Raw genomic sequence first — 14,008 nt, 5'->3', positions numbered from 1 at the left:
TTTTTACTTTAAATATTCATAAAAAGGAATGTTATCTTTTTGTTCTGGTAAAGGCGGAGGATAGAGTACTCGATCTTTACATGCTTTCTTAGTCATTGGTCTGTAGTTAACACTAAAATTTTCGCTATCCATAATAATATTTACAATGTATAAGACTTTATCTTTATCCCATATAATATCTCTGGGATAAGTGAAATCCTCCTCTACAATTCCTTCTGGTTTATAAAGTTTTGTTTCTTTTGGAAAAAACTTTTGTAATTTTAAATAAATCTCTCGATCAGATTTATTATTTATGGTCGCAGTATCAAAATTGATTTTTGAAGGATTTCCAAGTTTTTTTAATATTTTTCCTAAAAACAAAAACGCATTTTCTTTTGCAAAACGAGCATTGACTTCGGCAATTTCTCCTTTGTAGATGACAATCTTCACATCCCATGTTGAATCAATAGGAATTCCTGAATAGTTGAATTGATTTTTTATTTTATTAATTTCATGGTAGTTGGTTATTATTTCTCCATTATCTATTGTTACAAGTGTATTTTTTCCATCTGTAGTTTTCCATTCATAATGGCCTTTAAGAGTATTGTGTTCAAGATTTTTATTGCTTTCTAAATCATATTGATCAGCTTTGTTTCCTAATTCAACTGTTGATAAATCCAGTGTGTTATTACAGCTATATAATATAATAAGTGCTAAAAAAAGAATTGTTTTTTTCATAATGTGATTTTAAATAATGCTTAATCCTTTTTCAGCATTTCGGACGTGTAATTTAATTTCTAATTCTATGTTGCTCTGTTCTTTAGGATTTGGACTTTTAAATTGAAGAGGTTGAGAGCCGTCTAGTTTCATTAATCTCACTAGTTTTCCATATCCTAAAAACTCTAATTTTAGTTCGTTTTCATTCAAAGGCTCCAATTCAAGGTTTTGATTAAATAATGCTGTAAGCCCTTCTTTAAAACTTTGTCTTCTTTCTTCATTAAAGTAAAAAGCTTGTTCCTGTAATTTCTGTTTTTCTCTTGATAATTCTAAAAACTTACCAGCATTATGCTCTTTAAGCACAGCATGAATTTGTCTGTAGTATTCCAGAACTTTTTCTTTTAAAACATTTTTGTCCAATTTAGATAAATCGACAGAATTTTGCCATCCATCTAAAACAAAAGGTAATTCAACTTCTATTTCTGTAGCTATTTCAAAGTAAGGATAATTAATGTTTTCACTTAAGCCACTCCATGGAGATTCTATTTTAGGATGGAATTTGTATATAGAGGATTTCCATATTTTTGGATCTGCATCAGCGCAATAAAAATCTATAAGCATTGCCTCTTCTTCTGTCAATGTTTTTTGCCCTTTTCTTGGAAACATTTTGCCAACGACTCTGCATTGGCCACTTTGTAATAGAACATGATTTATATCTAATGCACCAAGATAACCTCCATCTTCTGTTTGATTTCCATACCAGTCTATAACTGGAATGTCGTTTACCAAAATTGTACCTGAACAATATATATGAGGGGCAATGGTATATAAGGGTCTTTCTAATTTATTCATTATCTCTTAGTTTATATATTTTTTATCTAATTTTTTGGTTTCGTCAGAAATTATTTTTTCTTCAACTTTGAAACTACTTTTCCACCATGCTACTTCTCCTTCAATTTCAGCAATGAACATGATACCTGAAAATTTTACTACCGGTTCTATGAAAACTCCCTTTTCATCACTATCTATAACAACGTCTCCTCCAAAGTATCCATCTAATTTAGCTTCTGCTTTGAATTTGGCAATTGGTTTTGATTTTTTCCCTTTTATTTTTCCAATTTCAAGTTTCATTTCAAATTTAATTGTTACACCAAATTTGCCTCCAATAACTAACTTTCCAGGACTTCCAATTCCATAAAGGGCACTAATTTTTAAATCTTCAACCATTACAGATAATTCTCCATAAAAAGTTGCTGTAAGAGTGACTTTGCCTCCAAGTTCTTCTATTCGATCTCTAAAACGTTCTATTATTTTTGCGGCTGCAGGATTTCCTGTTCCAACATTTGACGCAAGTGCAATTGCCGAACCTATAATATCAATGATAACTTCTGCACCGATTAAAGGACTGAAACCAAAACCAACTTCCCCTTTTACATCAACAATTGTTGAGTTTTCAGGTCTTTCGAGATACCATTTGGCTACGATAGCAAATTTTGGGTATCTTACATCGAAGGCTACGGGTATTCCAGTTCCTTTAGCTGCGCTTTGTGCAAAATTGACGGCGTTTTGCAACAGATCTGTTGATTTCGCAATAACTTTTGCAATATCTTCTACTTTTTTTTCAAATAATTGAGTGTAGCTTCTTTTATGACGACTATCATCCCATTCGGCAGATAAGCCAACTCCAATTTCAATTGGAATCTCGCCCTGCTTATTCATTAGCCATCTTTTATAGCCTGCCTCTCTTGCTTTTTCTTGATGTTTTGCAAAAATATTACCAGCGGGCATATTTGCGGCTTTATAATTTGAAACATTTACTAAAAACTCTAAAGCTAATTCCCATTTAATATCAGGATAGGCCATAATCTTAACCGTAGAATTTGTATCATTAGAAAAATAACGGCAAGAGTGTACATCAATATTATATTCATTGGCAAAAACTTTCGGCCAAATATATTTTAAAGGAAAAAGATTGAATTGGCTTAAATTGGACTTTATAGGAAAGTCTAATTTATTGGTAACCTGATCGATTGCTTTGTTGTATTCAGGAGAGCTAACTTTAATGTTCTTTGTGTGTTTTCCTTTTTCTCTAAAACAGGCTTTGTTTTGATATTCGGTAATATCAATGGTAATGTTTTTGTCTTGGCTTGGCGCAATAGTTTCATAAACTATCGTTTGGGCATCATGTCCATAATAATCAAACGAAATATCTACACGTCGGTTTTCTTTGTATTCTTTTTCGTCTCTATATTTTAAATTGTCACGGCCTTGTTTATCGTCTGTTGGGTTTACTTCGCCGTGACCAATAGAGGTGATGCGTTTAGCATCTAAACCGCCATCGACAAATAATTTTTTAACAGCATCGCTTCGTTGCTGTGATAATTTTTGGTTATAATTTTCTTTTCCTATTACACAGGCGTGCCCATCGATTTTTATGCTTGAAAATTGGTGTTCCAGTAAAAATTGTAGTGTGTTGTTAAGTACTGTTTTTGCTTCTGCTGTAATGTCATATTTATCGAATTCAAAGAGAATTGACTTTTTGATGGGTTCTTTTTAGGAACTTTATTTATTAGGTTTTTACCATTGTCGAAGACTAAGGCTTTGACTTTTGTCGTTTTTCCATCTTCTTTTTTGTCTTCAATAATAGTAATGGTTTCAAACTTGCAAGGTTCAAATCGTGTGGCATTTTTATCTGGTTCTCCAGTTTTTAAAGGAGATAAGTTTGTTGGTGGTTTTGCAGTTTGCGAAACAATTTTTTTATTGATTTTTAAAAAACTGGCATGTTTGGTCTCGTTTTGACCATTTGGAATATAATGCTTGATAGCTGGATCAAATATTTTTACATAAAATTCCTCTGTTTCTTTTATACCTTTTATAAGCGGAAACCAAGAAAAAGTATTTTTAATTTCGAGATTTATTTCGCCATCAATTACATCGACACTTGTATATCTGAATAAAGCTGTTTTGCCATCGCCAGAATTTCTAAAAACGTCAACACTTAAATTTAAATTACCATTGAGCCCTTCAGTTTTTAGATTTAAATAAACCGTTTCGCCATAGCTAAATACGTGTTCTTTTCGAACATCTTTTCCATCGTTTGTAGTGCACCATTTGCTGCTTACTATTTTTGCTGGGCAAGAGCCGCTAATCAATAAACCAGTTTGGTTAATCACATCTCTTTTACCAGAAAGACTAGCTTCAAGATAATATTCAAACGGACCGCATAAAGCTTTTGGAAGCTTTATGCCATATCGATTATTGGAAGGTAAAGTTTTTTGCAAAACAATAGTTTTTACTTTACGATCCTGAAAAATCCAAGTTATACTCTTTTTTTTATCTGTTTCAGGAGTTCCATCGTACCATTGATCAACTTCAAAAAACACATGCTGATCTGGCGCAATAACTACTTTTTTATTCGGAATTGATAAATCTTTTTTTACAATTCCCTGCCCTGTCCATTTTATTTTTTTAACACCTTTTGCCATTATAAAAAATATTTTTTAATCAATTATGCATCGCTTATTCCCTCATGCTTCGCTTCCTTTGTGTACATATCTCTCACATCCACCATTGGGTTTATCAGATTGTGCACCATCGGTTCGGTATTTTTAAAATTCTGTTCGCCAGGTTCTGCGGTTTGTCCGTGATCTGTAATTTCGATACAATCGGGCGCTCCCATCGGGCATGTTGCTTTGCTGTCTTCCAATAATATTTTGCCTTCATTGCTAAGGGTCACTTTTTCATAAAAACCACTCCATTTGGTGATTGTGGCTTGGCAGACCATAAAACTGTTTCCTACAGGTTGTTTTTTGCATTTGCCAAAGGTATTTTTTTCTAAAGTCTGACCAATTTCTTTCGAGGTAGCCAAAAGCTTTTCTGAACCTTCTTTATCATTTCCAAAATGTTTATTTTGCGATTTGACTTTAATTTTATCTGTTTTAGAAGGATCTTCGCTAAACTTGCATTTGCAAGTGGCGCCTTGTACTACAAAATGTTTTTCGCTCATAATTTTATTTTTAAAATTGCCACCACTTCTTTTTAGGTTCGACTTCTTCAACAAATAATTGTGGTTCGGGTTCTGCGCTCATTTCTTTTTGATCGTCTTTGTTGGATATGGTGACCGAAAACTTTTGAGGTATTTCTAATGCTAGATCACAGCTTATAAAAACGACTTCAGGCATATGCTTTTGTGGATTTAGAAAATATTTTGCTCTGTAATTTCCTGTAGCTTTTTCTTCGGAATATTCTTTTACGGGCAGACCTAATTCTTTTTCAAGATCAGTCTTAGTACGCTGATCATTTAATTGTCCGTTAATGTCAATCACTAAAAAATTATCTATGTCTAAGTATTCATCTACTTTTTGCTCAACCTTAAAATTAAGATTGTCACTTTTAGCCATGAATGGAAATTCTTGCTCTTTTTGAATGCTCAAAGAGGCAGGATATTCAATATGAACTTCGTTGAAAAAGGCATTAAGAAACCAGTCTTTTGAAAGTGAAATATACAAGGAATCGCTGTCTTCTAAATTTCGGTCATAAATAGAGATATATTTTTCGACCAGCTCGCCTTTGTAATATTTTTTGATCTGTTTTTTGGCTTCAATCCAACGTTCTTCAATTTGATTAAAGTTATTAATGTAAACCCATTTTCCATATTGATCAACGACCACTAATAGTGGATATAAAGCCGCAGAAGCTTTTTCTGCAATTTCATCGGCCATTGTTGAAGTTTGTGTGTCATTTATATAAAGATGTCCAATTCGGTCTACTTCAAAAAAAGAATAGCCATCTTCATTTCTAGCTCTCCATCTTACATTGAATTCTTGTTTTATATGATATACATTTGGTCCCTTTTCAATAGAGTAAAGAACGGAGTATGAATTGTTGATGTGCGAATTGTCAAGAGAAAGTTTAAAGGAACCTGAAGTATTGATTTTTGTTCGGTTTTGTTCTTTTTCTTCATCACTAAATGCAACCTTTTGAGGTTCCAGAATAAGATATTCTAGATGATGAGGAAAATCTGCTTCGATTAAGTCTTTTGTAGATGGAACATATCGGTTATGATAACTTCTGAGAAGATAAGGTTCAACGCCCAAATCTTGAGCGACACTAAGTAGAGTATCTCCTTTTTTAATCTTGTAGGTTAAATAATCTTCATATGAAGATTCTGGAATATAAAGCATTAGGCAGGTAAAATAGTTGGATTCAAATATATGTTTTTTCCTGCAAAATAAATATACTAACAAGAAAAAGTATGAAAATTCTTAATTCCTTGGCATAGAATCCATTATAGGAAAAAACCGATTTATTTTTTAATTTTAATATATTTTGAAGACAGAAAAAAGGCAAAGAATAGTCTTTTCAATATCAATTTTAGACAAAAAAAGCTATCAAAATTGACAGCTCTTTCAGTTTAAAACATAGTATTATCCCGATTAGGATCAAAACTTCCTTTATCTGGATATTTAATGCTATCCTTTAATTCTTCTACTCGTTTTGGATCAAACTTAGGCAATTGCAGTTCGTTATTTTCTTTCCACTTTTTAACGGTTTCGGAAATTTCATCTGCCTTTTCTTTAGAAAAAGGAGTATCACGCGCCATGTATAATGTTTGTGACGGATAAGCTAGAGAAGTACCGCTTTTTTCTATAATATCCATCATTCGCAATAAAAGATCTTCTTGAACTTCTTGAGATGTCTCTACATTTATAGCTTCAATATAAGCCGTAATTTCAACTTTTAAAGCATCGGCTGTAATTCCAGTAAAACGAACTATTGGCGGCGTATTTAAAACCGCTGGATGTGCGTAAAGCAAAGATCTTAATTCAACCAGCAGATAGCGCATCTGGTCTGGAGTAGTTTCCATCCTAAAGCCAAAAATCGGATTAAATATAAAACGATCGCGATGTGCATAATTTTCTATTTTACTAGCCGATAGCTGCCCATTTGGGATTGTTACAATAGTACGAGCTGCAGTACGAAGTGTAGTAGAACGCATTCCGATTGCTTCTACAGTTCCTTTTATATCGTCAACTCGGCAATAATCACCAACTCGCAATGGCTGATCTGCAATAAGGCTAACACTACCTACAAAATTCTCTATTGTTTTTTGTGCTCCTAGGGCCAATGCAATCCCCCCAATACCCAGTGCCGCAAGTCCAGCTGTAACATCAACTCCAATAATTCCTAAGATTGCAATAATTCCAATGACCACAATTGCAGCTTTCATGGTACGGCTTAAAAACAATACCGCAGATACCGCAGAAGCTCTACCACTACTGTTCATTCTGCTTCTGGTATACATACTCACGAAGTCGGTCATTCTCCAAAGCAGAATTAGAAAAGCTAAAATCCCGATTGTGATTATGATAATGCTAAACCGCTGGCGAACTATTATCGAAATTCCCATTCGTTGTGTTGACGCGATGAATAAAATCACCGTAAGATACATTTGAACTGGAAGCGTAAAGGCATCTATAATCGCAGTTCCTTTTTCACTATCTGCTTTTTTCCATATCTTTTGAATCAGAAAAATGAGTACGAAAATAAGAAGTCTCGACAATAAATAAGTAACCACTGCCATCACCACCACTACTGCCCAGTGACCAATTGGAACATTTCCTAATTTTCTATCTTTCAAAAATTTGGGTAAAACCCTATCTAAAAAAGTTTTTTCGCCACTAACATCTGCAGCAAGAATTGCTTCTATGGTCTCAGCAGAAAAAAGCCATAAGGCAGGCTGGCTATCATCTGCCTGATTTTCTAAGTAAAGCGGTATATTTATTTTATCTGTAGATATGTTTCCAACCAAATCTATGCCCGTTGTCAAATTATCGTCTAGACGTCCTAATTCTTTATTGCTTAGAATTGATGATGGCGAGAAATTACCTCCCTGATCCAGCAGCTGCTGAAAAGTTTTTGCTATTCGTATTCTTTCGGCTGTTTTACGATAAGAACGTTTACTTAACACAAGATACTGGCTCGCACGCAGATAATTCTGATCGCCGATTGCTTTTATGAATCCGTTGACAGTTCCTTGAGGGGTTCTTCTTCCTAAAGAATCGTCAGGAGTTTTTGCAGGTTCTTCAGTCGTAGTTTTTGCTCCGCCTAAAAGCTGTGCTTCTAGTTTACAAGGAGTTATTGTTAAGACTGAAATCAACAGTAAAAAATGAAATAAACGTTTAGTACCTAAAATCATATTTTTGTGCTTTAGTAACTTAGACTATTAAAAATAAGAAATATAGCAGAAAAATAACTTGTTTATGTTGCTTTTTTTAAATTTCCACACAAAAACCTTCACTAGATTTCATAAGGGCTATTCTAGAACTCTTTATAAATTCAATTAATCCAAATCTTTTTAATTTTTCAGTCAATTGCTCCATTTCTTTATCTGTTCCCACAGTTTGAAGTATAACATACTCTCTTTCAATCTCAGAAACTTTGAGATCGTTTTCACGAAGCAAACTTTCCATATTCGCGTTAGTAAGAAATACTTCTGTTGCCATTTTAAACAATACCATCTGTTTAGAAACAATTTCATCATTTGAAGAATAATAACATTTAAAAACTTCTATAATCTTCTCTATCTGTGCTGCTAAATTTATTACTGTATCTAAACTTTCATTTACTACAATGGTGTGTCTGTACATATTCTCTATTTCGCAAATAGATATATTAAGACTCAAAATCTGTATTTGTTTCCTTAAAAACATGCTAGATAATTTAGGGATTAATCGTATCTGATCTTCGGAGTAGATGGTTAGAGTAAATTCATTTTTCATTTTTAAATTTTTATTTGTACTTCTTTTTTGAATGGGTTACTGAGAAATAAAAAAGCCTTTCTCATTTGACTGAGAAAGGCTTTTATGAATAGACAATAGAATCCTAACTCGTCATGGAATACGAATAATGATAATTGAAATAATAATGCTATTCTGAATTGAATTTTTCATAATTGCTGTAAACAAAAAAACCTCCCGTTGCGGGGAGGTTTTCTAAATTGTATCTTTTACTTATTTATATAACATCCCTGCACCACTATCTAATGATAATCGCGATAATTGCAGTAATGTTAATTGTGTTTTTCATTTGTTTGATTTGATGAGCAAATATATCGATATTTTTTAATCTGCAAACATTATTACCACAAACAAAAAATCCGTCTCTATTGTGACGGATTTTTTGTTTTGAATTTTAAGGTATTAAAACGGCTCTACCTTTTATTTTCCCTTGTCGCATTCTTTCGTATACCTCGTTGGCATCGTCTAGTTTATGCTTTTCAATTTCTATATGAATTTTCTTTTGCCTTGCCAAACCTACAACTTCCATCAGTTCTGTTCTTGATCCCCAATACGGATTGGTCATACTCACCCCAAAAGGCAATCCGTTCATGCTGTACTGATAATGTCCGCCTCCAAGTCCGACAATGGTAAGATCTCCATCAAGGCTCACTATTTTTGTTCCTAGATCTATTGTAGAAGTTGCTCCAACAAAATCAAGTACTACTTTTGCTTTCTTGATTCCTGTAATTTTCTGAATCTGTTCTGCGGCATCAGCATCTTTAGAATTAATTGTAAAAGCTGCACCCAATTCTTTTGCGAAAGCCAATTTATCTTCGGTAACATCGCAAGCAATAATTTCGGCTCCGCTTATTTCTCTTAATATCTGTAACGCAACGTGGCCTAATCCTCCAACTCCAATTACTACAACATATTCATCGGCCATTAATTTAGGAAGTGAACGTTTTATAGCAGAATAAGGCGTAAGTGCCGCATCTGTCAGTGGAGCAGCAATAACAGGATCTAAGTCAAATATAGGCACCAAAAGTCTAGAAGATGGCACTAGCATATATTCGGACATTCCGCCGTCTAATCCTAATCCGCCGCCATACGCTTGCTCAGATTGATGATCACAATAATTTTCTTTCGACTGCTGACAAGGTTTGCAATGACCGCAACCCCACGGACCATAAACTAAAACGGCATCGCCTTTTTTATAGCCTTCAACATTTTCGCCAATTTCTTCGATCCATCCAGCATTTTCGTGTCCTAGAGTAAAAACTGTTCCCACAACAGTTCCCTCGTCTATAATATGCAGGTCTGAGTGACAAACACCAGCACCGCCAATTTTTAATAAAACTTCATCACCTTTAGGAACCGGTTTTTCAAGATCATTAACAACACGGACATCTTTGTGTCCAAAAAAACGTACTGCTTTCATAAAATAAACTTTTGATTACTATTTTACTAATTTACGACTTGTATTTGCTATCTACTTTATTAAACGAGTTAAGTTTATCCTAATTTATTACTAATAATGAGGTTTTAAGAGAAAGTGTCCCTGTTTCGGAACAAGGGAAGAATGATTAAATTTTAGATTAATGGCATAAAAAAAGAGAGCCAACGCTCTCTTTTTCATTTATATTTTAATGTCTTTTATTTAGTAATAAACAGACAATAAGATTTTAGAATTTGTACTTTCTATATATTTTGAAAGTCTAGTTAAGAATTCTTGACTAACCATTGGGCAGCCGTGGCTATTGATGATATAGTATTCTTTTTCATCAGATGGAACTTCTTTGTAAGAATGCAATACAATAGCACGTTTCATTGCATTATTATTGGTTTCATCTAATCCAGCAAGTCTGAAAGCTTTACCAAATATACCTTTATATGGTTTTTCTACTGAATATCTTCCTAATGAAGTGCAGTTAGATTCTGGAGAATTACTAAATTGTAAAATATCTCCTTTTATTCCAGTTTCAGAACCTTTTCCATGGGCTACTAAGCCTTGATCCAAAATTTGATTGTTTTCTAGATCGTAAACAAAGAAACGATTTCTTCCTGATTTGATTTTCATATCAACAAGGAAAGCGATTTTATTGCTATACTTGCGATTTGACGCTGTAAAAGACTTAATCTCATTTACATGCTCATTGAGCCTTGCAAATTCGACTTCGTTTAAAATTTCATCTTCGTCCCACATACTTAATGAGGTAAACGAGCTTAAGGAAAATAGCAGTGCCAATAAAAATACTCTCATATCCGGCAAATGTTAAGTTAATAGTTATGACTTGGGGTCAATTGTTAATTTTCAGTTGCAAAATTATACACAAATCTTATACAATTCCCATATCATAAGTTAAAGATATTATAAATATCTGAAAACAACAACATTATATGTTAATTTTCGATTAAAATACCTGATTTAATGTTGAAACGCTACATCTAGTGTTAATATTATTTCTTTTCTGACTTTTATTTTTTTCTTTATTAATAATAGTCCAATAAAATAATTGCTGCCAAGTGAAAAACTCACTTGACAAAAATTATAGGAAACCTAAAAGCAATAATAAATTAAACTTATTTACCTGCTTTTAATTAAGCCATTTTCCTAAAGTATCCATAATCAATTTCTGGTCATTTTCGGCAAAATCCTTAACTCTCGTGGAGTGGCTTCCTTGTGGAAGTACCATTTTAAGAGCATTAACACCAGGATTAGGAGTTGGTGAACAAGAGAACCAAGTATCATAACCTCCGTAGATATATAAAATACGATCTCCCCTATTTTCCACATATTTGCGTACTTTTTTTATGTATTTTGGATTGTATTTAATGACCACATCTTTTGGTGCAAATCGTGCATTAGAACTACTTTTTACTTTTGTTAGCAAATCAGCAACAGGCTCAAGATCAAATCCATAATAACCTAACTCGCTTAAATGCTGATAGTAAGAAGGCAAATAGACAAAAAACATTTTATCATTATAAGTTCTCACTCCAACAATCTTATTCAAATAATCGAATAGATCTTTTGCAGAGGCATTTACTGATGGAATTTCTTCGCATTTTCCTCCCCACTGCCAAAATGAAAAAGGAAATTCCAAAACGGCATATTCTAAGGCTTCGTTCAAAGGAACTTCTGTAAATTGCATTTTTTTCTCTGTAGCATATTCTTGAAAAACGGCTAAAACTGCTTCTCTATTTTTTAAAACAGCTCTCTGAAATGCCGTTATCTTTTCTCTGCATTCTAATGTTCCAACTGTTCTAGTATGCTGTATTGTTCTTGGATCTTCGCAAGTATTAATTAAAGGAGCGACATAAGGCATGGCAACATCCACATCATTTGGATATTTAGATTTATAAATCAGAGCTGTTTCCCCTCCTTTACTTATTCCAGTTGAAATCCATTTTCCCGAATATATCTTTTTTAATTTCGCTACAATATCATGATAATCTTCAATCGCTTGATCGTTAGTTAAATATTTCCATTGAATCGGATTTGGTCTTGATTTTCCGTAAAAACGATACTCAACTGCAACTTGATTTGCTTGCAACAAACTACTTACTTCGCTTTTTACGTTTTCAGTATTATAACCATGCGTTTCTATTACAGTTGGCCTGTCAAAACCGAGATGAGAAAGATAAATATAATGCTGAAATGTGCCTTTTTCTGGGTGTTTGTGATCTAAAGGCTCATCTAAAATAAGCTGATAGGTTTCGGTATAGTGCTCTAAATTTTCAATTCGAGTTATACTAGCTTTAGGAAACAATTCATTCAACCTTTGTTGCAGATTTGTTGATGTTTCTTGAAGTTCTTGTGCAGCTGCTGCAAAATAATTCAAACAAAAAAAGAGCAACGTTGTGATAAAAGTTTTTCGATTCATTTTAATCTTGTTATTTTGAGTTTTTAAAAGTAAGAGCCATACGAAGCATAAACTGATACTATATTACCTCGAAAATATAATATTTTATCTAGTTTGTATCAACATAGGATAAAATCGAAATAATACTTTTAATTTTATTGAAAAATTGAACTTTGCTAGAGTTCACACATTTAAATAATAACTAAAAAATAAAAAAATGACAATTGGAGTTGGCGGATCAACTATAGATATCGAATTAGGGAAAATACAAAACATGACACTAGATGTCGTACCAATCGCTTTATCGGAGTACCAACAGCGTGTAAAAAAAGCAGCTGTTTTAATGAAAGAGCATAATTGTAAAGCATTATATGTGAATGCTGGAACTAATCTGTATTATTTTACAGGAACAAAATGGAATGCTTCTGAACGTATGGTTGGCGCAATCATTTTTGAAGACGAAACTATTGAATATATTGTTCCGAAATTTGAAGAAGGCACTTTCAAGACTTTTATGAAAGTTGAAGGAAATCTAAAATTCTGGGAAGAACATGAAAGTCCGTATGAGTTGTTTGGAAATATCCTAAAAAGTAAAAACATCTCTGACGGCACTATTGCGCTAGACGAATCGGCTTCTTTTTTTCTTATTGATGGCGTTTCAAAAGCAAATTCAAACTTTAGTTTTGTAAATGCACAGCCTATAACGGCAGGTTGCAGAATGCATAAATCGGCTAATGAAATTGCTATTATTCAAAAAGCAAAAAATATTACAATGACTGTTCAAAAAGCAGCAGCGAGTATTTTATATCCCGGAATTGAAGTAAGCACTGTTGTTGATTTTATACACAAAGCGCACATTAAGGCAGGTATTGCATCTGGCTCTTATTTCTGTATTGTTCTATTTGGAGAAGATTCGCAATATCCGCATGGTGTTACTGCCCCTCAAAATTTAGTGGACAATGATGTTGTGTTGATTGATACTGGATGCCGATTGGAAGGTTATTTGTCTGACATTACTAGAACCTATGTTTACGGAACTCCAAATGAGGAACACATAAAAATCTGGAACCTTGAAAAAGCAACTCAAAAAGCAGCCTTTGATGCGGCACAAATTGGAGCTACATGTGGTTCTGTTGATGATGCCGCGCGAAAAGTCTTAGCGCAAGCGGGATTAAGCGGTGATTATGAAATTCCAGGCTTGCCACATCGCGTTGGACACGGCACAGGATTAGACATTCATGAATATCCTTATTTGGTTAGAGGCAATCAAACCGTTTTAAAAGAAGGAATGGTAGTGAGTAACGAACCTATGATTTGTATGCCTGGACAATTTGGTATTCGTCATGAAGATCATTTTTATATGACTGCAGATGGGCCTAAATGGTTTACTGAACCAATGCAGAGTATTGATAATCCTTTTGGGTTATAGGTTTAAAATACTATGGAATTTAAATTTAGAAAAGAGCTGTCTATTTGAAGATGGCTCTTTTTTTATAGATATGTTGCTCCGCTTGAGCTTTTTTAATCTTTGAGAATTGAATTTTCTATAAATATTCAGCTCTCCGGAGCTTTTTGATCTTTGGTAAACTGGATTTCCTATACATACAAAGCTCTTCCAAAGCTTTAATACCATTTTGAAAAATCCCGGAGGGATGAAATATTTATAGC

12 protein-coding genes and 1 pseudogene are annotated in these 14,008 nt (G+C 33.4%); 1 reads left to right on the top strand and 12 read right to left on the bottom strand.

Annotated features, from left to right (window positions below):
- Positions 1–3: 3 nt before the first annotated feature.
- From SOM12_RS19055 to SOM12_RS19005, 12 genes and pseudogenes are all read right to left on the bottom strand, one after another.
- Complete coding sequence (locus SOM12_RS19055; protein ID WP_095930093.1) at positions 4–717, bottom strand: hypothetical protein; 714 nt, start codon at positions 715–717, stop codon at positions 4–6.
- 9 nt (positions 718–726) lie between these two features.
- Positions 727–1,548: a hypothetical protein gene (locus SOM12_RS19050; protein WP_320494905.1), complete on the bottom strand. Its 822-nt coding sequence runs from the start codon at positions 1,546–1,548 to the stop codon at positions 727–729.
- 6 nt (positions 1,549–1,554) lie between these two features.
- Positions 1,555–2,559 (bottom strand): hypothetical protein, encoded by a 1,005-nt coding sequence (locus tag SOM12_RS19045; protein ID WP_320494904.1) that lies wholly within the window; start codon positions 2,557–2,559, stop codon positions 1,555–1,557.
- Between the two features lie 456 nt (positions 2,560–3,015).
- Positions 3,016–3,201, bottom strand: a pseudogene (locus SOM12_RS24160) (OmpA family protein); the annotation flags it as partial.
- Positions 3,129–4,181 (bottom strand): hypothetical protein, encoded by a 1,053-nt coding sequence (locus SOM12_RS19040; protein WP_320494903.1) that lies wholly within the window; start codon positions 4,179–4,181, stop codon positions 3,129–3,131. The pseudogene SOM12_RS24160 and the gene SOM12_RS19040, both read right to left, overlap by 73 nt.
- A 23-nt stretch (positions 4,182–4,204) precedes the next feature.
- The gene (locus tag SOM12_RS19035) at positions 4,205–4,702 is read right to left on the bottom strand and encodes a DUF4280 domain-containing protein (protein WP_320494902.1); all 498 of its coding nucleotides are present in this window, start codon (positions 4,700–4,702) and stop codon (positions 4,205–4,207) included.
- A gap of 10 nt (positions 4,703–4,712) precedes the next feature.
- Entirely contained in the window at positions 4,713–5,879 is a 1,167-nt protein-coding gene (locus SOM12_RS19030) for a hypothetical protein (protein WP_320494901.1), read from the bottom strand.
- Positions 5,880–6,109: 230 nt separating this feature from the next.
- Positions 6,110–7,894, bottom strand: a complete 1,785-nt coding sequence (locus SOM12_RS19025) for a mechanosensitive ion channel family protein (protein WP_320494900.1) — start codon at positions 7,892–7,894, stop codon at positions 6,110–6,112.
- Between the two features lie 76 nt (positions 7,895–7,970).
- Positions 7,971–8,477, bottom strand: coding sequence for an acetolactate synthase small subunit (locus tag SOM12_RS19020; protein WP_320494899.1), 507 nt, complete (start codon positions 8,475–8,477; stop codon positions 7,971–7,973).
- Positions 8,478–8,889: 412 nt separating this feature from the next.
- On the bottom strand, positions 8,890–9,915 hold the full coding sequence (locus SOM12_RS19015; protein WP_095930100.1) for an NAD(P)-dependent alcohol dehydrogenase: 1,026 nt from the start codon (positions 9,913–9,915) through the stop codon (positions 8,890–8,892).
- Positions 9,916–10,134: 219 nt separating this feature from the next.
- A complete protein-coding gene (locus SOM12_RS19010) occupies positions 10,135–10,737 on the bottom strand; it encodes a murein L,D-transpeptidase catalytic domain-containing protein (RefSeq protein ID WP_320494898.1) in 603 nt (200 codons plus the stop codon).
- Between the two features lie 334 nt (positions 10,738–11,071).
- Positions 11,072–12,361 (bottom strand): S28 family serine protease, encoded by a 1,290-nt coding sequence (locus SOM12_RS19005; RefSeq protein ID WP_320494897.1) that lies wholly within the window; start codon positions 12,359–12,361, stop codon positions 11,072–11,074.
- Between the two features lie 196 nt (positions 12,362–12,557).
- On the opposite strand from SOM12_RS19005, the gene SOM12_RS19000 reads away from it, so the two are divergent.
- Complete coding sequence (locus SOM12_RS19000) at positions 12,558–13,769, top strand: M24 family metallopeptidase (RefSeq protein ID WP_320494896.1); 1,212 nt, start codon at positions 12,558–12,560, stop codon at positions 13,767–13,769.
- Positions 13,770–14,008 lie beyond the last annotated feature (239 nt).

The organism is Flavobacterium sp. CFBP9031, assembly GCF_034044945.1.
In the GTDB taxonomy this organism is placed as follows: domain Bacteria; phylum Bacteroidota; class Bacteroidia; order Flavobacteriales; family Flavobacteriaceae; genus Flavobacterium.
This window is presented reverse-complemented; position numbering and strand designations above follow the sequence as displayed.

Excerpts from the sequence above, each read along its gene's own strand:
- SOM12_RS19020 (WP_320494899.1), bottom strand. The coding sequence starts at position 8,477 with ATGAAAAATGAATTTACTCTAACCATCTACTCCGAAGATCAGATACGA.
- SOM12_RS19045 (WP_320494904.1), bottom strand. The coding sequence starts at position 2,559 with ATGGCCTATCCTGATATTAAATGGGAATTAGCTTTAGAGTTTTTAGTA.
- SOM12_RS19000 (WP_320494896.1), top strand. The coding sequence starts at position 12,558 with ATGACAATTGGAGTTGGCGGATCAACTATAGATATCGAATTAGGGAAA.
- SOM12_RS19050 (WP_320494905.1), bottom strand. The coding sequence starts at position 1,548 with ATGAATAAATTAGAAAGACCCTTATATACCATTGCCCCTCATATATAT.
- SOM12_RS19025 (WP_320494900.1), bottom strand. The coding sequence starts at position 7,894 with ATGATTTTAGGTACTAAACGTTTATTTCATTTTTTACTGTTGATTTCA.
- SOM12_RS19015 (WP_095930100.1), bottom strand. The coding sequence starts at position 9,915 with ATGAAAGCAGTACGTTTTTTTGGACACAAAGATGTCCGTGTTGTTAAT.
- SOM12_RS19035 (WP_320494902.1), bottom strand. The coding sequence starts at position 4,702 with ATGAGCGAAAAACATTTTGTAGTACAAGGCGCCACTTGCAAATGCAAG.
- SOM12_RS19040 (WP_320494903.1), bottom strand. The coding sequence starts at position 4,181 with ATGGCAAAAGGTGTTAAAAAAATAAAATGGACAGGGCAGGGAATTGTA.
- SOM12_RS19030 (WP_320494901.1), bottom strand. The coding sequence starts at position 5,879 with ATGCTTTATATTCCAGAATCTTCATATGAAGATTATTTAACCTACAAG.
- SOM12_RS19005 (WP_320494897.1), bottom strand. The coding sequence starts at position 12,361 with ATGAATCGAAAAACTTTTATCACAACGTTGCTCTTTTTTTGTTTGAAT.
- SOM12_RS19055 (WP_095930093.1), bottom strand. The coding sequence starts at position 717 with ATGAAAAAAACAATTCTTTTTTTAGCACTTATTATATTATATAGCTGT.
- SOM12_RS19010 (WP_320494898.1), bottom strand. The coding sequence starts at position 10,737 with ATGAGAGTATTTTTATTGGCACTGCTATTTTCCTTAAGCTCGTTTACC.